General features: G+C 37.2%; 30 protein-coding genes. 22 read left to right on the top strand and 8 right to left on the bottom strand.

Going from position 1 to position 20,285, the window contains the following annotated elements; translation table 11 throughout:
* The coding region (locus HT708_RS10155) for a transposase (protein ID WP_172926349.1) at positions 1–141 on the bottom strand (141 nt) is incomplete at its 3' end.
* A gap of 465 nt (positions 142–606) precedes the next feature.
* Here HT708_RS10155 and HT708_RS10150 point away from each other — a divergent pair.
* Positions 607–1,155, top strand: a complete 549-nt coding sequence (locus HT708_RS10150; RefSeq protein ID WP_172926348.1) for a carboxymuconolactone decarboxylase family protein — start codon at positions 607–609, stop codon at positions 1,153–1,155.
* Between the two features lie 110 nt (positions 1,156–1,265).
* Positions 1,266–2,165, top strand: a complete 900-nt coding sequence (locus HT708_RS10145; protein ID WP_172926347.1) for a TDT family transporter — start codon at positions 1,266–1,268, stop codon at positions 2,163–2,165.
* Between the two features lie 24 nt (positions 2,166–2,189).
* On the opposite strand, the gene serS is transcribed toward HT708_RS10145, so the two are convergent.
* From serS to HT708_RS10110, 7 genes are all read right to left on the bottom strand, one after another.
* Positions 2,190–3,464: a serine--tRNA ligase gene (serS, locus tag HT708_RS10140; protein ID WP_172926346.1), complete on the bottom strand. Its 1,275-nt coding sequence runs from the start codon at positions 3,462–3,464 to the stop codon at positions 2,190–2,192.
* Between the two features lie 213 nt (positions 3,465–3,677).
* Positions 3,678–4,049: a DUF956 family protein gene (locus tag HT708_RS10135; protein WP_000079356.1), complete on the bottom strand. Its 372-nt coding sequence runs from the start codon at positions 4,047–4,049 to the stop codon at positions 3,678–3,680.
* Positions 4,050–4,051: 2 nt separating this feature from the next.
* A complete protein-coding gene (locus HT708_RS10130; protein WP_023938539.1) occupies positions 4,052–5,416 on the bottom strand; it encodes an aspartate kinase in 1,365 nt (454 codons plus the stop codon).
* Between the two features lie 105 nt (positions 5,417–5,521).
* Complete coding sequence (locus tag HT708_RS10125) at positions 5,522–6,685, bottom strand: site-specific integrase (RefSeq protein WP_172926345.1); 1,164 nt, start codon at positions 6,683–6,685, stop codon at positions 5,522–5,524.
* Between the two features lie 164 nt (positions 6,686–6,849).
* Positions 6,850–7,806: an Abi family protein gene (locus HT708_RS10120; RefSeq protein WP_172926344.1), complete on the bottom strand. Its 957-nt coding sequence runs from the start codon at positions 7,804–7,806 to the stop codon at positions 6,850–6,852.
* A gap of 254 nt (positions 7,807–8,060) precedes the next feature.
* Positions 8,061–8,240: a DUF4177 domain-containing protein gene (locus HT708_RS10115; protein ID WP_172926343.1), complete on the bottom strand. Its 180-nt coding sequence runs from the start codon at positions 8,238–8,240 to the stop codon at positions 8,061–8,063.
* A gap of 32 nt (positions 8,241–8,272) precedes the next feature.
* Complete coding sequence (locus HT708_RS10110) at positions 8,273–8,836, bottom strand: helix-turn-helix transcriptional regulator (RefSeq protein WP_172926342.1); 564 nt, start codon at positions 8,834–8,836, stop codon at positions 8,273–8,275.
* A 203-nt stretch (positions 8,837–9,039) separates the two neighbouring features.
* On the opposite strand from HT708_RS10110, the gene HT708_RS10105 reads away from it, so the two are divergent.
* From HT708_RS10105 to HT708_RS10010, 20 genes are all read left to right on the top strand, one after another.
* Positions 9,040–9,237: a helix-turn-helix transcriptional regulator gene (locus HT708_RS10105; RefSeq protein WP_064276818.1), complete on the top strand. Its 198-nt coding sequence runs from the start codon at positions 9,040–9,042 to the stop codon at positions 9,235–9,237.
* A gap of 225 nt (positions 9,238–9,462) precedes the next feature.
* Entirely contained in the window at positions 9,463–10,068 is a 606-nt protein-coding gene (locus tag HT708_RS10100) for a Rha family transcriptional regulator (RefSeq protein ID WP_172926341.1), read from the top strand.
* Positions 10,069–10,079: 11 nt separating this feature from the next.
* A complete protein-coding gene (locus HT708_RS10095; RefSeq protein WP_050218641.1) occupies positions 10,080–10,340 on the top strand; it encodes a hypothetical protein in 261 nt (86 codons plus the stop codon).
* A 201-nt stretch (positions 10,341–10,541) separates the two neighbouring features.
* Positions 10,542–10,865: a hypothetical protein gene (locus HT708_RS12025; RefSeq protein ID WP_226373079.1), complete on the top strand. Its 324-nt coding sequence runs from the start codon at positions 10,542–10,544 to the stop codon at positions 10,863–10,865.
* Positions 10,858–11,067 carry a hypothetical protein gene (locus tag HT708_RS10085; RefSeq protein ID WP_172926340.1) on the top strand — a complete coding sequence of 70 codons (210 nt, stop codon included), beginning with the start codon at positions 10,858–10,860 and terminating at the stop codon, positions 11,065–11,067. Before HT708_RS12025 ends, HT708_RS10085 begins: the two co-directional genes overlap by 8 nt.
* A 1-nt stretch (position 11,068) precedes the next feature.
* The gene (locus tag HT708_RS10080) at positions 11,069–11,341 is read left to right on the top strand and encodes a hypothetical protein (RefSeq protein WP_061419259.1); all 273 of its coding nucleotides are present in this window, start codon (positions 11,069–11,071) and stop codon (positions 11,339–11,341) included.
* Complete coding sequence (locus HT708_RS10075; protein WP_172926338.1) at positions 11,328–12,188, top strand: conserved phage C-terminal domain-containing protein; 861 nt, start codon at positions 11,328–11,330, stop codon at positions 12,186–12,188. The genes HT708_RS10080 and HT708_RS10075 overlap by 14 nt, the downstream gene beginning before the upstream one ends.
* A gap of 11 nt (positions 12,189–12,199) precedes the next feature.
* Positions 12,200–13,045 (top strand): ATP-binding protein, encoded by an 846-nt coding sequence (locus tag HT708_RS10070; RefSeq protein WP_172926337.1) that lies wholly within the window; start codon positions 12,200–12,202, stop codon positions 13,043–13,045.
* 5 nt (positions 13,046–13,050) lie between these two features.
* Positions 13,051–13,206: a hypothetical protein gene (locus tag HT708_RS10065; protein WP_000344069.1), complete on the top strand. Its 156-nt coding sequence runs from the start codon at positions 13,051–13,053 to the stop codon at positions 13,204–13,206.
* A gap of 89 nt (positions 13,207–13,295) precedes the next feature.
* Complete coding sequence (locus HT708_RS10060) at positions 13,296–13,490, top strand: hypothetical protein (RefSeq protein WP_045605734.1); 195 nt, start codon at positions 13,296–13,298, stop codon at positions 13,488–13,490.
* A gap of 84 nt (positions 13,491–13,574) precedes the next feature.
* Entirely contained in the window at positions 13,575–13,934 is a 360-nt protein-coding gene (locus HT708_RS10055; protein WP_172926336.1) for an HK97 gp10 family phage protein, read from the top strand.
* A gap of 28 nt (positions 13,935–13,962) precedes the next feature.
* Positions 13,963–14,814, top strand: a complete 852-nt coding sequence (locus tag HT708_RS10050; protein ID WP_172926335.1) for a phage major capsid protein — start codon at positions 13,963–13,965, stop codon at positions 14,812–14,814.
* 10 nt (positions 14,815–14,824) lie between these two features.
* On the top strand, positions 14,825–15,376 hold the full coding sequence (locus HT708_RS10045; RefSeq protein ID WP_172926334.1) for a hypothetical protein: 552 nt from the start codon (positions 14,825–14,827) through the stop codon (positions 15,374–15,376).
* 381 nt (positions 15,377–15,757) lie between these two features.
* Positions 15,758–16,168 (top strand): DUF722 domain-containing protein, encoded by a 411-nt coding sequence (locus tag HT708_RS10040; RefSeq protein ID WP_172926333.1) that lies wholly within the window; start codon positions 15,758–15,760, stop codon positions 16,166–16,168.
* Positions 16,169–16,509: 341 nt separating this feature from the next.
* Positions 16,510–16,695 (top strand): type II toxin-antitoxin system HicA family toxin, encoded by a 186-nt coding sequence (locus HT708_RS10035; RefSeq protein WP_023935892.1) that lies wholly within the window; start codon positions 16,510–16,512, stop codon positions 16,693–16,695.
* Between the two features lie 47 nt (positions 16,696–16,742).
* A complete protein-coding gene (locus HT708_RS10030; protein WP_172926332.1) occupies positions 16,743–17,147 on the top strand; it encodes a type II toxin-antitoxin system HicB family antitoxin in 405 nt (134 codons plus the stop codon).
* A gap of 558 nt (positions 17,148–17,705) precedes the next feature.
* Positions 17,706–18,491: an enoyl-CoA hydratase gene (locus tag HT708_RS10025; RefSeq protein ID WP_000400065.1), complete on the top strand. Its 786-nt coding sequence runs from the start codon at positions 17,706–17,708 to the stop codon at positions 18,489–18,491.
* A gap of 93 nt (positions 18,492–18,584) precedes the next feature.
* Positions 18,585–19,019 carry a MarR family transcriptional regulator gene (locus HT708_RS10020; RefSeq protein ID WP_000386348.1) on the top strand — a complete coding sequence of 145 codons (435 nt, stop codon included), beginning with the start codon at positions 18,585–18,587 and terminating at the stop codon, positions 19,017–19,019.
* The gene (locus tag HT708_RS10015) at positions 19,019–19,993 is read left to right on the top strand and encodes a beta-ketoacyl-ACP synthase III (RefSeq protein WP_166731045.1); all 975 of its coding nucleotides are present in this window, start codon (positions 19,019–19,021) and stop codon (positions 19,991–19,993) included. Before HT708_RS10020 ends, HT708_RS10015 begins: the two co-directional genes overlap by 1 nt.
* A 58-nt stretch (positions 19,994–20,051) precedes the next feature.
* Positions 20,052–20,276 carry an acyl carrier protein gene (locus HT708_RS10010; protein ID WP_000257838.1) on the top strand — a complete coding sequence of 75 codons (225 nt, stop codon included), beginning with the start codon at positions 20,052–20,054 and terminating at the stop codon, positions 20,274–20,276.
* The last annotated feature ends 9 nt before the right edge of the window (positions 20,277–20,285 follow it).

Raw genomic sequence — 20,285 nt, 5'->3', positions numbered from 1 at the left:
ACCGCATAGATGTTTAATAATATCTATCAAATCCGACCTGACTTTGTAATATATCGCCTTACGGCGATACTTAGGTGTAAAAACTATATGATATTTGCACATCCATTTAGTATGTGATAAACTGTAACTGGTTTTAGCCATTTATTTTTCCTCCTTTATCTAACCTGAACAATTAGATTATACTTGGAAAAATAAATGGAAGCTAGAAGCCTTGTCAGCCACCAGCATAGCTGGTGGTTTTCTTGTTTTTCTCTACGAGAAAAACTGGCTTGAAGCCATAATAATGAAATCACACATGGCGTGTGATTTTTTTGCCTATAAATGATTTTTATCAAGCTGATATATAATATATATTATGCAAATGATTGGAAGTGTGATAAACTAATACTCAATGAAACTCAAAGAGCAAACTAGGAAGCTAGCCGCAAGCTGTACTTGAGTACGGTAAGGCGACGCTGACGCGGTTTGAATTTGATTTTCGAAGAGTATAATATACAACGAAAATCTTATGAGAGAATAAACCTTTGTCTTAAATAAACTTAGGAATCAGGATTTTATAAGATTTTCCAATAATATTAGTGTCAATAACAAGAAAAGAGGTATCTTATGACAACATTTACAATCCATACAGTAGAATCAGCACAGGTAGAAGTGAAAGAAGTTCTTGAAACAGTAGAAAAAGACAACAATGGCTATATTCCCAACCTAATCGGTCTCTTGGCCAATGCACCGACTGCTTTAGAAGCCTACCGAACTGTCGCATCTATCAACCGTCGCAACAGCCTGACACCCGTTGAGCGTGAAGTGGTGCAAATCACGGCAGCCGTGACCAATGGTTGTGCCTTCTGTGTCGCAGGTCACACAGCCTTTTCCATCAAACAAATCCAGATGAATGATGACTTGATTCAAGCTCTTCGCAATCGTACTCCAATTGAAACAGATCCTAAATTGGATACCCTAGCTAAGTTTACTTTGGCAGTTATCAATACCAAGGGTCGTGTAGGAGATGAAGCCTTGGCTGAGTTTTTAGAAGCTGGCTACACGCAACAAAATGCCTTGGATGTAGTCCTTGGTGTCAGCCTAGCAAGCCTCTGTAATTATGCCAACAACCTAGCCAATACCCCAATTAACCCAGAATTGCAACCTTATGCTTAATTCATATCTGAGTAAAAAATGAAGTCTGAAATCAACGGACTTCGTTTTTTATCCCCTCATTTAAGCGCTTTTATGCTATACTGAAACTAACATGATTATTGGAGGTTAGGATGAAAAAATTCCCCTTAGTATTTTCAGGTTGTATGCTAGGTTTGGCAGGAGCTGGAAATCTCGTTTTAGATACGTTGCCGGTTCTGTCCCATCTATTGAGTCTGACAGGTTTGATTTTGTGGATTTACTTTCTGCTTCTGCATCTTTTTAATTGGAAAGAAACCAAGCAAGAGTTGACCAAGCCCCCTCTTTTATCAGGAATGGCCCCCTTTCCCATGGCTGGGATGATTTTATCGACCTATGTCTTTCGCGTATTCCCTCATCTTCCTTTGGTTGCGCAAGGACTCTGGTGGTGTTCATTTCTCTTGGATTTGGCCTTGATTGCTGGTTTCACCATCAAGTTTGCTTATCCGGGTCGGAGGATTCATGCGACTCCTAGCTGGACGGTACTTTATGTGGGGATAGCAGTGGCTGCTTTAACCTATCCTCTTGTAGGTATCATCGAAATTGCCTATGCGACCTTGAGTTTTGGTTTTCTTCTAACCTTCTATCTCTATCCGCTTATTTATAGCGATTTAAAGAAAAATCCACTCCCATTAGCCTTGCTTGGGCAAGAAGGTATCTACTGTGCTCCCTTTTCTTTGCTTTTGGCTTCTCTGGTTCGAGTTGGAGGAGCTAGCCTACCGACTTGGGTCTTGATTTTCATGCTTTTGGCTTCCCAATCCTTCTTTTTCTTTGTTTTGACTCGCCTACCCAATATTTTAAAACAAGGTTTTCAACCAGCCTTCTCAGCCCTCACCTTCCCGACTATTATCACAGCTACTTCGCTTAAGATGGCTCAGGGAATCTTGAAACTTCCATTTTTGGATTATTTGGTACTGGCTGAAACTGTTATTTGCCTAATCATTTTGCTCTTTGTATTAGGCGCTTATCTGATTTGGTTACGAAAAAAGGTCTAGCTAGAAATAGCTAAACCTTATTTTTTATGGTTTGATGACCTCAGCTCCACCCATGTATGGACGAAGTGCTTCTGGGATGGTCACGGAACCATCTTCATTTTGGTAGTTTTCAAGAATAGCAGCCACTGTACGTCCAACTGCAAGTCCAGAACCGTTCAAGGTATGGAGCAATTTCACCTTGCCATCTGCTTCATCACGGTAACGGATTTGGGCACGACGGGCTTGGAAATCTTCTGTGTTTGAACAGCTTGAGATTTCACGGTAGGTATTTTGGGCTGGAATCCACACTTCCAAGTCGTAAGTCTTCGCAGATGAGAAGCCCATATCTCCAGTAGAGAGCGCAAGGACACGGTATGGAAGGTTAAGTTTTTGAAGAATGTTTTCAGCGTTGGTTGTCATTTTTTCCAATTCTTCGTAAGATTCTTCTGGTTTGGCAAATTTAACCATTTCAACCTTATGGAATTGGTGCAAACGAATCAAGCCACGAGTATCACGACCAGCTGAACCAGCCTCAGAACGGAATGATGGGCTCATAGCAGTGAAATAGATTGGCAGGTCTTTACCGTCAAGGATTTCATCACGGTAGTAGTTTGTCAGAGGAACTTCAGCTGTAGGAATAAGGACGTAATTGCTGTCGCTGAGTTCAAAAGTATCTTCCTTGAATTTTGGATATTGACCAGTCCCAAACATAGAATCGTGGTTAACCATGTAAGGCGTGATGACTTCAGTATAACCTTCTTTGCCATGCTCGTCCAACATAAAGTTGTAGATAGCACGTTCCAAACGAGCACCGAGGCCTTTATAGAAGAGGAAGCGAGCGCCTGTTACCTTGCCACCGCGTTCCCAGTCGAGGATACCAAGGTCTTCACCAAGATCCCAGTGAGCTTTTGGCTCGAAATCGAACTCGCGTGGAGTGCCCCAACGACGAACTTCCACATTGTCATCTTCGTCAGCCCCAATAGGAACGCTGTCAGCAGGGATGTTTGGAAGAGTAGTAGTAAATTCTGTCAATTTAGCATCGATTTCTGCCAATTCAGCATCCAAAGCTTTAACCTCAGCAGATAGAGTTTGCATGGCAGCAATCTTGTCATCTGCATTTTCCTTGTTGCGTTTGGCTTGGGCAATCTCAGCAGAAACTGTGTTGCGTTCAGCCTTGAGAGTTTCAACCTTGACCAAGATGTCACGACGTTTAGCATCGATTTCTTTCATCTCGTTTAAGACAGCAGCATCTACACCACGTGTAGCCAATTTTTCTGCGACAGCATCAAAGTCTGTACGAATACGTTTGATATCTAACATAAGAACTCCTTTATGAAAAAAGCACACCTGACAAAGCGTTGGAGTGGCAGGGCCACGGTTCCATCCAACTTCACAGGTGTGCACTTGATTGTGCATGTAATTGTTATTAACGGTAGAATTTCACCTATCCCTCCTATCTGCTCGCAGCATCCGCAGACTTTCTGAAAGAAGAAGATAACCTACTTATCCGTTGCTATAATTATACTAAAGTTTCTACTTTTTTGCAAATAGATTTTTAAATTTTTGACCAATTGTCTGAATCAGGGTCGGAAGTTTGATGACCTTGTCATTACCCAGTTTTTCACGAGCAATTTTGAGAATGGCACCTGAGTCTTTTGAAGCAAAGAGGAATTTTCCTTTGTCTGTAAAGACTTCGAAGTGGCGACTGATTTTCCGCCCAGTGACATTGGCTCCAATTTGGTTGATATGGCTCCAAGGAATCTGGATAAATTGTTCAACATTGACATCGGGGTAAAATTCCAAAGCCTGATCTCCGACAAGGAATTTCCCAACTTTCCCAGCGATAGAGAGGTAGGAAGTGCCTGTCGTACTGAGGAGTACTGTTTTGTTAAGTGATTGAGCCATGCTTAGTCTTCCTTACTTTCTCCAAAAAAGGCATTGTAGAGGGCTTTGATTGCTGCTTTCTCTTGGTCTTTATTGACAACAAACATAATAGAAACTTCACTAGAACCTTGAGACATCATCTGGATGTTGATTTTGTTTTCAGATAGAGCGCGTGTCGCAGTAGCAGTCACTCCGATATGGCTCTTCATTTTTTCACCAACAATCATAATGATAGAAAGGTCGTGTTCGATTTCTGCATGATCTACTTTAGCCTTTTGAACCAACTGACGCAGGATTTCTTCTTCCTTGATAGGAGTTAGTTCGCGAGAACGGAGGATGATTGAAAGATCGTCGATACCGGTTGGCATATGTTCCCAACCGATGTTAAGATCTTCAAGGATTTGCAGAACCTTGCGTCCAAATCCAACCTCACGGTTCATAAGGTATTTCGACATGTTGATGCTGACAAAGCCTGAGTCACCAGCAATTCCCACAACTGGAAATTCATCACTACTGTGTTTTAGAACGATACGAGTACCTGGGTGGTCAGGGTTATTGGTATTCTTGATAACCAGAGGGATTTTTCCACGGTAGGCAGGAAGAAGAGCTTCGTCATGAAGAACTGAGAATCCTGCATAGGCCAACTCACGCATTTCACGGTAGGTCAACTCAGGGATCGAGTGTGGTTGGTGGATAATACCAGGGTGGGCTGCAAAGATACCATCAACGTCCGTAAAGTTTTCATAGAGGTCGGCTTTTACACCTGCAGCAATGATAGAACCTGTAATATCAGAACCTCCACGTGAGAAAGTACAGATTTGATTTTCCTTGGTAACTCCAAAGAAACCAGGAATGACAAGAACTTCATTTGCATTTGTCAATTCTTCAATCTTGTCATAACTTGATGGAATGATGCGAGCGTGACCAGGTTCACTTGTGACCACAATCCCAGCTTCTCTAGGGTGCATATAGCGTGCATCGATACCATTTTGGTTAAAGTAGGCAGCAATCAATTTGGCATTGTTATTTTCACCGGCTGCTAGGAAAGTATCGTAGAGAAATTCATTTTCATCAATAGGAAGAGTGGCCAAGGCACGAATACTTTTTGAAATTTTTTCTAGCACAGCTGGTTTAAGACCTAGTTCACTAACCATAGCAGCATAGCGGTCGATAATCCAGTTTTGGCTCTTGCTAATATCGTTACCAGCAACATAATCGCGGTAGTATTTAATCAAGGCATCCGTAACCTTAGTATCTTCAGCATTGCGTTTTCCTGGTGCAGAAACAACTACAAAACGACGCTCTGGATCGCTTTTAACGATGTTTAAAACTTTTTCTAATTGACCAGCAGAGGCAAGAGAGCTACCTCCAAATTTAACAACTTTCATAAGAACTCCTAAAGTAAGTATTTTTTATACGATTATAGCAGAAAAATGAATATATGCCAATATGACAGCTTTTTTTAATACTCTATATTTTGTTTTAAGAACTTTTTAGGAACTTTTTAACTTTTCAAGAGCCATTTCAAACACTGCAGCGGTCTTTTTTTGGTTCGTTTCAGATAGGTGGCTGTATATATCCATGGTCATGGAGATTTTTGAATGACCTAACCTAGTTTGAATATCTTTATAACCTAGTCCAGCGTTTAACAAGATACTAGCGTGGGTATGGCGGAATGCGTGAAAACCTAGGCTTGGGCAGTCAGCTTTTTTCAAGTGCTCTTTTAAGCGGTATTGCAGGCGGTTAGTTTTTTTGTATTCGTCAAAACTATTAGGGAATACTTTTTGGTAGCTGATACCAATAGTCCGCCCGTTTTCTGCTTGTCTTGCTTTGTAAAGTCTAAGCATGAGTAGAGTTTTTTTGTCAAGGTCAAGCGTTCGGATGGCGCTTTTACTTTTGGGGCTGTTTAGCGTTCCTAAAAGGTTTAGAGTCTTTGTTACTGAGATAGTCCCGTCTTGTAAGTCAATATCTGACCATTTGAGGGCTAGACATTCCCCAATCCGTAAACCAGTGGCGAGTAGAGTTTTATATAGCACGGTATCGTAAAAATTTTTATAGGTATTGTCCAAACCGTCCAGGTAATCGAGGAATTTTTTTAAATCCGTATCGTTTAGATACTTGATTTTTGTTGGTGTATTTTTGGCTTTGCGTGGTACGATGGTATCCCTTGCAGGATTTGAGGGCAGGGCTTGAAGGACTACACCATACTGTAAAATACGTTTATTGGTTGAATGTAGTAAGCTATAATTTTTGTAGCCGTAACCGCTGTTATATGCTTGCGCCCAATCGTTGACAACTTTCTGAATAATTGGGGGTGTGAGTTTGTCCAGCTTGTAAGATCCAAAGGCTGGCAAAAGATAATTTTTCAGCATACCTTTATAGACTACCATTGTGTTAGGCTTTACGGTGTGACGGTAACTGTCCCACCAGCTTTCAACCAGTTCTCCATAGGTCAATAGAGTGGCAGCCTTGTATACTGTAGACCCTCCTTTTTCAAAGTCTATTTGAGCCTGTAGTGCTTTGGCTTTGAGTTCTCTCTTGGTTCGCCCTGATATAGTTGTCTTGACTTTCTTACCCGTTACGGTATCGATGCCAAGATAGACGCTGGAGCGATAAACTGTAGATCCGTCTTTTTTTGTGTGTTGTGTAATTTTCATGGTTTTAACTCCTTTTTCATCAGCAGGCAAGCAATTAGAAAAGGTTTTGAGTTTATACCATGCGAGGAGCTACGAGAATGCCCCTATTTTCGATTTTAAGTAGTCAGACGGCAAGTTGTACCAGAATAGAAAACAAGGCGGATATGGGGCTTATATGGGCTTGTTTAATGAACGAGTTTATTTGATTGTTGCCAATTAGGAGGGAAGCCTAGTTCGTTTAAAAAGAAATCAATAGAGAGTGTATGTAAATGTTTAGAGAAGTCTTTAAATCGTGATAGGAGCGTATTATGTAGTTTAGCATACTCATTAGCGCTTAGGAAACATTGTAACGCAATCATGGTATGGTAAGGACTACTTTTTGCGTCTGTATTCTTTATATTGTGCTTGTCGTGTAAATCAGGATAGTATTTCAAGCTATTTCTACACTTGAAACCATATAAGCGGTTATCGTGAGCGCAAACATTTCTAGTTTCTGCTAGGTTTTCAACAAAGGAAATCAGCATATCCCTAGTAAAAGTTTTCTTAATAGTGCAGTGTTCACTAATAAAACTGTAAGACTTCTTTGCAATTCTATCTTGTAGGGAAAGTGGCAAACTCTTTAAAATTGCGAGTATATCTCCAAAAGTCAAGTAATCCACGATTACCCAGAAAGGGACGTCGCTATGTTTATTGAAATAGTGTTGTATGCTATTGCTTTTTCGGCTTGATTTATGTTTATCAATGATTTTTACGATTTGACGAATCACAAAAGGGACAGTCCTCTTGTTTTTCTTGTAGTCGTGGTTTTGGTAATCTAAGTAAAAATAAGGAGTAGTAGGGTAAGTCTCGGAAAAAACATAAGCTAATATAGATTTTATGTGTTTCTCAGCTTCTAAGATAGCTTTTAGGAAGGTGTATTTGATTTCCTTATCATAGAAATATGTATAAGTAATTTCCGAGAAATTAGCACCTTGTATATAATTGTTGTGTGGATCAGTAAAATATTTACTGTAACCATTGATAATACTGTAGTAGTTATTTGTTAGTAGGTACTTTTTTGTTTTGGAATAGTCAGATATTACAAGCCCCCGTTTATGTAATAACTCTATTTGTTCTTGTATAGTCTTGAATGGTTTGGACAAAAAAAGGCACCTCCTAAATACATAGAAGGCGCTTTTTTCGCTATCCCGTTTCACTGAGAATTATCGGGCGCTATTCTCTTAAGTACCTTCATTGTATGATAATTTTAAATGTTAGTCAACACTTTTGTTCAAAATAATTGATTTTTCTTTACTTCGTTTTGTTGGGTAAAATCGGCTTTCTATTCTTCAATTTCCCCTGTTTTTGCACAATAGACCTTAGAAATAGGGGTGCTATTGGCGAATATGGGGGAGCTTTATAGAATTTTTTCAAATACCATTGTGGCTTGAATACGGTCACCACCGCCTAGTCCTTTGCTTCCACCATTGGCGGTTGTGATGGTATGCAGGCGGTAGCCTTTTGCTACTTGGGTGTTAATGACGTTTTCTAATTCTGTCAAGTTTCCTGATCCAGTACCGAAAAATTTTTCTTTCAAAGTTACCTGAAGGACAACGTAGTGTAGTCCATTTACTCCTTTTCGTCGTTTCTTTCAGATAGTTTTTTTACTAAATCAAAAGCTATTTTTTTATCATAATCATTTAAAGAAATATAGTTGATTAAAATATCTGCAAAATTTGTACCAATTTCAGCATCATTTATTATTAACTTTTCTATAGTCAGCATGTAGCTTTGATTAAAATTCACTAAGCCTTTGCCGAAATTCTCGTATTTTTTAGGATTATTTATATGTTTTTCAATGTTCTCATATGCTGATTGAACCTTTTTTAGTAAATCATAATTAGGTTTAATGTTATTTAATTCATTCATATCAAGATTTTTAAAAAAATCTTGTAATTTAGTAGTCATTTCTTCGGGAGATATTTTATCATGGCCTAAAAGAGTTGCGACACTTACCCCAAAGAAGTCAGCAAGTTGCTGGGCTTTTTCTGGTTTAATTTGACGTTCACCTTTTTCCCAATAAATGTAAGTTCTTTTTGTAACTCCTATTTCATCAGCTATTTCTTGCTGGGTCATTCCTACTTTACCGTTAAATTCTTTATTTAACCTCAATTTTTTTAACTTATTATCCATATCAAACAAATACCTTTCAAGAGTATTTTACCACGTTTATTTGCAATGTTGCAAAATAATTTCAACATTTTATAAAAAAAGTATTGACATTGAATAAAAAGTTCAATATAATGTTTTTGTTAACAATAGGTTGAACAAAAAGTACACCATAAAAAATGTTTTTCAATCTAATGTGGTGAAATTTCTAAAAAGTGAGGTAAAAAATGAAAAATAACATGAGATTGTTATTAGCAAAGCAACGTAAGAAAACTGCTGATGTTGCAGAAGCTACAGGAATTTCAAAAAGCACTTTGACGGCTTTGTACTATGAACGTGCAAAGAATCCAAGTCTTGATACATTGAAAAAAGTATCTAGTTACTTGGGTGTTACGCTGGATGAATTTTTAGATACGAAAGATTAGAAAGGAGCGAACTAATCGCAATACTACTCTACATTTACAGATTTCTCATGTGGTGCTTTACCATTGGAGATTGATAAACGGATCTAGCTAAATATTTGCTTGCTACCTATAGCAGTATCAAGGGTTTGTAGGGGTTCATATTCTCCGATTTTACCCTACTTTAATGCTTTACCTTGGTACTGTTTTAGGTGGCAAGCACTGACAAAAGAAGAAAGGAGTGAACCAATGGAACTGGTTTACATGGACGGCAAGAAAGAGCCGTATACTACGAGCGAAATCATCGCTGAATGTGCTGAAGTTACTCATCACACAATACAAGAACTTTTGAGAAAGCATAAAGCTGATTTTGAAAACTATGGAATTATCGCATTTGAAATGCGTAAATTAGACGGACGAGGGAGACCGATGAAAATCTATCGCTTGAACGAGCAACAGGCTACCTTGCTGATCACTTATCTAAAGAATACCGAACCTGTACGGCAATTCAAAATGAACCTAGTCAAAGCCTTTTTTGAAATGCGTGATGAACTTTCTAAACGCTATCTTCAAAGAGAACTGGAAAAGCCAAAGCGTAAAAGTTTAACTGAAGCTATTCAAACATGGGAGAAAGCACCTAAGCATGCCTATAGTACCCTTACAAACTTACTACTAAAGGGAGTGACAGGGAAGAATAAAGCGCAACTCATGAAGGAGCGAGAAAGTAAGAACGGCATTGATGGTTTGACAAGTGCAGAACTGACAAACTACCAACGTTTGGAAGATATGGCAATAGCTATGATTAACTTGAATAGGGGATATTCAGAAATTAAGGAATTAATTTTTAAAGCATAGGAATATAGAAAATGGAAAATGAATTTAAGACAGTTACAAATGCCAAGGGTTTAGAAATTCCCAAGTATCCCAAGGATTTTAAAAAGCTAGTTGAGAAAGACAGACAACTAGCCGAATATCTTTGTATGAACTATGAGGACTTAGAAAGTGAAGACCTGGGCGCATTTCTTGAAACGGTGGAGCAGGGATTCAGCTGGATTCTGGATCTTATCGAAAGTAAAGACTTGCTTTATAAACCAAAGTCAGGTAGTAATCATGCAAAAAGAAAATAAAAAAATCACTTGCTCAAATTTTGACCGAGGAGAGCAAGCGACAAGATTAAGGATATAGAAATTTTTTCTATGCTCCGATTATAGCAGAAAACAGCTATTTTATCAAATACAAACGAAAAACCGAAGAGCAGGCAAGCAATTAGAAAAGGTTTTGAAATCAAGCGCTGACAGGGTGATTCTAAGGCCTTGTTTAGCTGAAAGATGGGTAATTACTCACGAAACACCGCTACAAGCGTTCGCCAACTTGGGGCAATCGCCCAGCGTTTGGAGTGGGTGGAAACCTGTATAAGAAAAGGCAAAAGAAAAGGAAATAATATGACAGTAAATACAAATGATGTTCTAGTAGATTATGAGGGGCTTTGTTGTCAGTTAACTGATACTCTACTAGTCTTAGAAATGGCTAGTATGGAAGACAGTAAACAATCATCAGCTTTACTAAATACAGTAATCCAAGCTATGAACCAACTCATTTCAGAACATACTCAACAGGCTAATGACTATAGAAAGGGGATAAAACATGAATGAGTTAGATTTAACCAACATACAGGCGGTTATCTTTATTGTGGTAGCTATTGGTTTACTAATCTATCTAAACCACCTAGACCGCGAAAAAAGCGCCAAAATAGAGCGAGAAAACCAACAGACGATAGAAACACCTAACGAGAGTTTAACCCCCGATTATGGGCGTTATATTCAGCTTGCAGGGGTTAAGCCATGGGGGTACTAAGATGTTTGAAAAAATGATTGAAGATTTAAAGTCTAAGATTTTGGAAGCAGTGGAACGGTATTTAAAAAGTCATGAGAAAGTACCTCAAAAAAGATTAGATTTAATCAGCAAGGTGGAATTAAAGGAAGAACTGGGCATAGGAGATAAAACCTTGACGAAATGGGAAGGTGCAGGACTACCGCAGTATATACCGCCTATTGAAGATACTAGAAAAGCGTATTATAAAATCTCAGATGTTTTAAAGTTTTTGGGGGTAGATGATGGCAAAGACTAAAATATATTTTTGGTTAAAAGTTGATAAGAAGTTTTTTGATAATCTTTTTATTAAACGACTTAAAAATATGCCTGGTGGCTACACTATGACAGTGATTTATATCCGTCTTATGTTGGAAAGTTTAGAAGATGATTGTATTTTGTACTATGAGGGGTATTTTGATAATTTGATACAGGAGCTAGCTTTAAAATTGGATGTGTCCGAGGATGATATAAATATGACAGTTGCATATTTTACAAAATGCGGACTGATTCAGATAGACGATGATGGACATGCTACATTATCACAAGCAAAAGCCATGGTTGAGAGTGAAACAAACTGGGCAAAATACAAGCGAGAACAAAGAAAAAACAGTCAAGATTTACCAAAATTGGATAATGTCCAAAATAAAAAGACTATTTCCAACTCACGTCCAACAGAGATAGAGAAAGAGAATAGAGTTAATAGTAAGAGTAATAATTTATATTTAGATAATATATTGTCGGGAAATCCCGACTACAATTTTCCTACTTGGCTTGAAGAAACAGCTATAAAAGATTTAGAGAAAACAAAATATAAAGAACTTTGGATTCCTATTGTTTATCTGAATCAAGTAGCTAATAAGAGGTATAAGTTTGTTGATAAGACAAAAAGGCTTTTATTAGCACGATTCAAAGAAGGCTATACACTTGAAGATTTTAAACAGGTAATAGATATTAAAACGGCAGAATGGAAGGATAGTCCTGAATTTTCTAAATATCTGAGACCTGAAACACTTTTCGGATCTAAGTTTGACGGTTATTTGAATCAAAAGCCTAAAACCATAAAAGGGAAGTCAGAAGATAACTTCCCAGATCTACCATTTTAGGAGTTGCAAGGATGAAGGAACAATTTAAAGAGTTCAATAACAGAAAAATATCGGATAAAGTTTGTGATATTCATCAGGTAAATTACTGGGAAATTTCTATACCTGTAGTAGGGAGTTCAGAAAGAAAAATACAATCATTTTGCCCGGAGTGTGTGAAGGGGGATATTAAACAAAAAGAGAAAGACCTATTACAGCGGTTTGATGATAGACAAACATATTTTAAAACTTATGATGTATTAATGCGTGATAGTACAATTCCTAAAGAGTTAAAGGGAGCGACATTTGATAATTTCTTTGTTAAGACTACAGAGGAAGGTCAGATGTTAGAGTTTGTAAAGGGTCAAGCCCAGAAATACCTTGCAGGTATGACGGGAAATACTTTAATCAGCGGTAGCACAGGAATAGGAAAAAGTCATTTATCGCTTGCCCTGGCCAAAGAAATCAATGAGAGTTTCAGAGAGAAGAACGATCCTAAGAGTGTTTTATTTGTTAGCTTAACCGAGATTATCAAGCAGATAAAAGAAGGCTGGACTTATGGAAGAAATGCAAACTTAACAGAATATGAGGCGGTTAAAAAGCTTGTTGATGTTGATTTTCTAATTATCGATGACCTGGGGGCAAAAAATGGGACGGTAACACCTAAGAGCGATTGGGAACAGGATTTCTTGTTTGATATTATCAATAATCGAGAAACTACGATTTTCAACACGAACCTAGATAGTAGTGAACTGCGGACTGTTTATAATGCTAGAAACTCAAGTAGAATTTTGAAAGGTTTAGAGGGGAACACTTTTAAGGCTTTCACAATCAAAGATAAGCGATATACGATTAATACAGTGAGAGGAGAGAAAGGTTAATAGATATGGATGAAATGAAATTTTCAACAGAAAAAGGCTTTATTGTCTACGAAAAATGTGGTATAATAGAGATAGAAAAAGTTCCAAGATTTGGAGAGATAACTTTAGTCTACTCAGATGGGAAATTTACTCATCTAGTCAAAAAAGAAACTAAAAAATAAGTCTATTGAGAACAACTCAGGGGCATACCGTAAGCATATGATGCTAGTGGTATGCCCTTTTTTGCTTGAGAAGAAAGGAGGTGAAGAAGATGACGGTAGATACTTCATTAGGGTATGTGGTAGCTAGTAAGTTTTCTATTGATCCGGAAAAAAGACAGAAAATATTTTCAAAATGTAAAAATGAAGATAGCAGTTTAGAAAGTGGGAACCATGAAATACTAGAAAAATATGCTGACGAAAACACAAAATCAACAGTTAGAAAAAATGATTTTAAAAGCTCGTAGAGTTCTAAAAGAAAAGCTAAGAGCTAAGAACTTTAGAAAAAATTATAAACAACGAGGAGCAATAAAGAGATAAAGGAGGGTAAAATGAGTTTAACGAGTGATTTAGCAAATGAAATTGCTAAAACTTTGGAAGCTTATTCTGAAGAAGTTGAAGAACAGATAGATTTAATTGCTGAAGAGGTTACAAATGAAGCAGTGAATGAATTGAAACAAACAAGTCCTAAAAGATATGGGAAATATGCGAAAAATTGGCGCTTTAAGAAAAATTCTAAAGGTTCTTTTGTAATCTATAATGCAGATCCAACATATAGATTAACTCATTTATTAGAACATGGACATGTATTAAGAAATGGGGGACGCAGCAAAGCAATTCCTCACATAAAACCAGTAGAGGAAAAAATAAAAGAGAAATTTGAACAAAAAATAAAAAAAATAGGCAGATAATCTAAAAAATAAGATAAAGGAGTATAAAATGGCTAAAAAATTTAGTTTGGTAGAAAAGTATGTAAGAAGTAGAGGAATGAGTATCGATGATAAAAATTCAAAAACAGGTTTAATATTATCACAAGATATAACAAGTATCTATGACGTTCCTGAAGAAGGAAAAGAACTAGTGGATCTTGTTAATGTGATTGAGTATACGGGTACTGGTGGAACATATGAAACTGTAGGTTTTGACGATGAACATCTATCAGAACTTGAATCGGAAGAGTTTAGAGAAAGTGAAATTGTAGAACTTAGAAAAAAACAGATTAGAACTAAGTTCGAACACAAGACATTTTCAGGCCGTATCCCCTTATCGTCTGAACAAGTTGATGATGGAGAATATAATATATTAGACTTCTTAAGTAACAAAATTACCCGTCTTTGTCGTAAAACACGTAATATTGAAATTGGAAAAATTCTAAAAGAAGCACCTGAAAAAAATGTTTCTAATTTTGACGAATTGAAAGACACCATAAACGATTTGAATCCTGAACGTCATAATACTCTTGTATTAAGTCAGTCGCTATTTAAGTTTTTAGATAAAGAGAAATCTAGTGATGGAAATTATATTTTAAAAATTAACAAGAAAGAACGATACTCAGAAAACTTATACGTTGATGATGTTATTGTTGTGTCTGATGAAGTACTAGGAGTAAAAGGCGATAAAGTTGCTTTCGTTGGGGATTTGTACAATTTCGCTACTTTATTTGAAAGAAATAAAAATAGCTTACGTTGGGTAAGTGAATCCGTTATTTATGGAATGAGTTTAATGCTTTATACTCGTTTCGTTGTGAAGAAAATTGAAACGGATTGCGCTTTCTTTATAAAATGGAATTAGGAGATAGGGGATGGATATTAGAGAAGTATTATCAATATTAGAAAATCTTGATGATAAAAAAGATAAGATTGCAAAAGCAAGAACAAAGTTGGAAGAAAAAAGAAAAACAATTACTGGAGAGAAGAAGGTTTTATTTGATAATATTGATTCTTTTTTTGAGGATAATGCTACTTCCTTAGAACAAATTGCTAAAATGAGTGAATCAATCAATCTTTTAGAGAAAGAGTATGATACTTATTTCTGGGAGGCAAAGGCAGCGATATTTGAATATATCTTTAAAGAGACTAAGCGAAGAGCTGAAGAAAAGAAAATCTATAAACGTTACCAGAAGAAACTTAGTATAATTTTAGATGCCTACGATGAAATTCAAGCACTAAAGAAAGATGTAGAAGAAATACATAAAGGCGTAGTTGGAGAAATAACTCAGGAGCATTCTCTTGAAGTATATCGGACAGAAGTAAATCCAACAAGCATCCTTCCGTTCTTAAATCCTGATGTCAGTGGGCATATGAATTTTTCTAAGGAATATCGTAAGATTAAAGAGTATTTAGGTAAAGAGTAGTTCATTAGAAACAAGGCTGATTTGAATATCAAGAAATTGATAGCTATATCAAAAATGGCCTTGTTTTTAATTTTAGTAAATTAGTTTCACAAAATGAAGAAAGCATAAACTAAAATAGAGTATAGGCTTGGAAGCCATGTATATCAGTAAGTTATAGAATGGGGTGAGTTTCACAGAATGTAAGATAAGAGAAACTGGGGAATAAATTAGAGGGATACTTCTTTAAATTGTCATATTGAATAGTTGTCAAACTTAAAACAATGATACCTGGTAAGTGGAGTGTTGGAAGGCTTTTAGCGCTTTTTGTCAGTTTGACAGAATTTACAATTTGACAAATTGAAAGATAAAAAATTTTTTAAATTTAAGTGGAGGTACTTGCCTATGTACGAGTTGAGTAACAGAGACCTGGACGGGATAGATATTGAGTTAGGACGATATAGAACGCTTGCTAATAAAATTTATTTGAGAAGACAGGAACTGATACATAATAAGAAACATAGCACTGAAGATTATACTGGTGGGAAAGGCAAGACAGTATCTAGTCCTACTGAAACGACAATCATTAGAATTGAAGAAGACCAAACACTAAGATATTTAGAAGGCTTCAAACTAGTTGTAGATACCTTGATGGAAAACTTAATTGAAAGTGATCTAGTAATTTTTAAAATGAGATATTTAGAAGCTGGTGCGACTTGGGAAGACGTGGCAGAGAAACTAAATAAAACTACTCGTTATATAAATAGTCGAAGAAAAGCAATCGCTAAAAGATTTATAGAACTGAAAGGATATTGACACTCCCCCCACGTTGAAAAAAATTTTTTGAAGCCTCTGGGAACCGGTGAAGGGAACTTTTTCCAAGTCGGAGACCTCCAGACAAAAAGGGGGTAAAAACTGGCCAATTTACCAGAAAAATGATTAGTTTTGAAAAATGAAGAAATTTAGGGGAAGAAATTAAGCTCCTACCCTTTCTTTTGCTTTGTTTAAAACACCACGGACAAACTACAAGCCCTTAGAAACGAATCTTGGGGCTTTTGTGAGGTTATAAAAAACAAGTGTAAAAAATACGTGTTATGCATTGACAAATGTTTCAAACAAGTGTATAATATAATTAAAGATACGGAAAGGAGAAACCGATGACCGAAAGAGAACTAAAAAAACTTGCTAAGAAAAAAGGTTTTATCAAAACAGCTTTTGGTAAAGGTTCGCATGAAGTTTGGAAACATCCAGACGGAAGAACGGTAACGATACCTAAACCAAAAGAAAACGATTATAGACCTGGAACACTTGGCAAGATTTTGAAAGTATTGGAAGGGGAGTAAAAAACTCCCTCCCCTATATTGGGGCGGTCATTGGTTATTATCAAATTATGAAATACACTTACTTGGCACTATTTGAAGTGGATAAAGAAAACGGCGGTTATACAATCACATTCCCTGATTTTCAAGGAGCAATTAGCGAGGCTGACACCTTAAACGAGGCAATTTATAAGGCCCGTGAGGTGCTAGAAATTTATACAATCATGTTTGAAGATGAAGGCAAAGAGTTTCCAGGACCTTCAAGTTTTAAGGCTTTGGCTAGTCAACTTGGCAGTGATGAGGATATTCTGCAAGCTATCTCAGTAGATACGGAACTAGTTAGAGAGCGCGAACGTTCTAAGATTGTCAATAAGACTGTAACCCTACCTAGTTGGTTGGTTGAAGTTGGTAAAGAAAATAAAATCAATTTCAGTCAGCTACTACAAAAAGCGATCAGAGAAGAATTACAGGTATAACGTCATAAAGTACGTACTTCATGGTATAATATACCTATCAGCAATAAAAAAAGCACGTTTGATCGTGCTAGTTTCTTGCCTGCTGAACTCATTATTTATTGCCCTTTTTGAGGGCTTTTTTTGTGGACTTTTTGAGAATTTTTAAGAACTTTTAATGATATCTATTGAAATGTGATTTTTTAAAAACTCAGTAATATCAAGGGTTTAGGAGCTGTAAATTGGTAAAAAGAAAGTTGCAAAAGGTAATATACGATTATAGCAGAAAGAAAGGCTTTTTTCAATGAAGAAAATAAGATGCTTTATAGGATAAAGCGAGCCTTTCCAATCGGCTGAGACACTTTCAGTCAATTTTTTCTTGCTTTCTGTTCCTAAAAAAGATATACTTTGAAAATAAAATAATTCAATACTCAATGAAAATCAAAGAGCAAACTAGGAAGCTAGCCGTAGTCAGCTCAAAGCACTGCNNAAATACTGTTTTGAGGTTGCAGATGGAAGTTGACGTAGTTTGAAGAGATTTTCGAAGAGTATAAACTGCTTATAAAATAAAAAGGAGTCCAGATGGAACATATTATTTATCAGCTTGAAGAGGATTTGGCAATTATTACTTTAAACCGTCCTGATGTCGCTAATGGTTTCCATATTCCCATGTGTGAGGAGATCTTAGAAGCCTTGACTCTGGCAGAAGAAAATCCAGCTGTGCATTTTATCTTAATCAATGCCAATGGAAAGGTCTTCTCAGTTGGGGGAGATTTGGTAGAGATGAAGCGGGCAGTGGATGAGGATGATATTCCATCATTGACAAAAATCGCAGAGTTGGTCAATACGATTTCTTATAAAATCAAGCAAATAGCCAAACCTGTTTTAATGGAAGTTGACGGTGCTGTTGCAGGTGCCGCAGCGAATATGGCTGTTGCGGCAGATTTCTGTTTGGCGACGGATAAGGCTAAGTTTATCCAAGCCTTTGTTGGTGTTGGTTTGGCTCCAGATGCAGGGGGAATTCATCTCTTGAGCCGCAGTATCGGTGTGACGCGTGCTGCTCAATTAGCTATGACAGGAGAGGCTTTAACGGCAGAAAAAGCCCTAGAATGGGGGTTGGTTTACCGCGTTTCTGAAGCTGAAAAACTTGAAAAGACGAGAGAACAGCTTCTTAAAAAATTAAGACGTGCTTCAAGTAATTCCTATGCTGCCATTAAGAAGTTGGTTTGGGAGAGCCAGTTTAAAGACTGGCAGGGTTACGCTACTTTAGAACTGAACCTACAGAAATCCTTAGCTCAAACAGAGGATTTCAAAGAAGGAGTGCGAGCTCATTCGGAGAGAAGAAGACCTAAATTTACAGGAAAATAAAAAATACTTGCATCATTCTTTGAATTTTGATATAATTCTTTCTGTCAAATGTTTTGATTGTAAAAGTTTTTTGAAGAAGGAGGGATATGAAAAATGGACTACCAACGAATCAATGAATATTTAACATCTATATTTAACAATGTCCTTGTAATTGAGGAAGTGAACTTGAGAGGTAGTCGTTTTAAGGATATCTCCATCAAAGAAATGCATACGATTGATGTCATCGGTAAGGCTCCAGATGTGACTCCAAGTCAAGTGTCAAAAGAGTTGATGGTAACTCTTGGAACTGTTACGACAAGTTTGAACAATTTAGAGCGTAAGGGATACATTGAGCGAGTTCGGTCAGAACAGGATCGTCGTGTGGTGCATCTGCATTTGACAAAGAAGGGGCGCTTGATCCATAGACTGCATAAACGCTTCCACAAGGCCATGGTAGAAAAAATTATTGATGGCATGAGCGAGGAAGAAATTGATGTTATGAGCAAAGGTTTGACTAATCTTTACCAATTTTTGGAGGATTTGAAATAATGGCTTTTGCAAAAATAAGCCAGGTTGCTCATTATGTGCCAGAGCAAGTGGTTACAAATCACGACTTGGCTCAGATTATGGATACCAATGATGAGTGGATTTCAAGTCGAACGGGAATACGACAAAGGCATATTTCAAGAACAGAATCTACCAGTGATTTGGCTACGGAAGTTGCTAAGAAACTGATGGCAAAAGCTGGAATAATAGGAGAGGAACTGGATTTTATCATCCTAGCTACCATTACTCCAGATTCGATGATGCCCTCTACAGCTGCTCGTGTTCAAGCTAATATTGGTGCTAATAAAGCCTTTGCTTTTGACTTAACCGCGGCTTGCAGTGGATTTGTATTTGCTCTTTCAACTGCTGAAAAGTTTATCGCTTCTGGTCGCTTTCAAAAAGGCTTGGTGATTGGTAGTGAAACCCTCTCTAAGGCAGTCGATTGGTCGGATCGATCAACAGCTGTGTTGTTTGGAGATGGTGCTGGTGGTGTCTTGTTAGAAGCTAGCGAGCAAGAGAATTTCTTAGCTGAGAGTCTCAATAGCGATGGAAGTCGCAGTGAGTGTTTAACTTATGGGCATTCAGGTTTGCATTCTCCATTTTCAGATCAAGAAAGTGCAGATTCATTTTTGAAGATGGATGGACGCGCAGTCTTTGATTTTGCCATTCGAGATGTAGCCAAGTCTATCAAGCAGACTATTGAAGAATCTCCTATAGAGGCGACAGACTTGGATTATCTGCTATTGCATCAGGCTAATATCCGTATTTTGGATAAGATGGCTAGAAAAATTGGTGTTGACCGAGACAAACTTCCAGCCAATATGATGGAATATGGCAATACCAGTGCAGCCAGTATCCCGATTTTACTTTCAGAGTGTGTAGAACAAGGCCTCATCCGTTTAGATGGTAGTCAGACTGTTCTGCTATCAGGCTTCGGTGGAGGCTTGACCTGGGGCACGCTCATTCTTACAATTTAGGTAATCATGTGGTGAACACATTGTTATAAAAAACTATTTATTTTAAAGGAGTCCTATCATGGCAGTATTTGAAAAAGTACAAGAAATTATTGTTGAAGAACTTGGAAAAGACGCATCAGAAGTAACACTTGAATCAACTTTTGATGATTTGGACGCTGATTCATTGGACTTGTTCCAAGTAATCTCAGAAATCGAAGATGCTTTTGATATCCAAATCGAAGCAGAAGATGACTTGAAAACAGTTGGTGACTTGGTTGCCTACGTTGAAGAGCAAACAAAATAATACTCAATG

The organism is Streptococcus sp. 3613 (assembly GCF_013277375.1).
Lineage (GTDB): Bacteria > Bacillota > Bacilli > Lactobacillales > Streptococcaceae > Streptococcus > Streptococcus pseudopneumoniae.
Note: the sequence above shows the minus strand (reverse complement) of the source record. Positions and strands in the feature narration are given on the sequence as shown.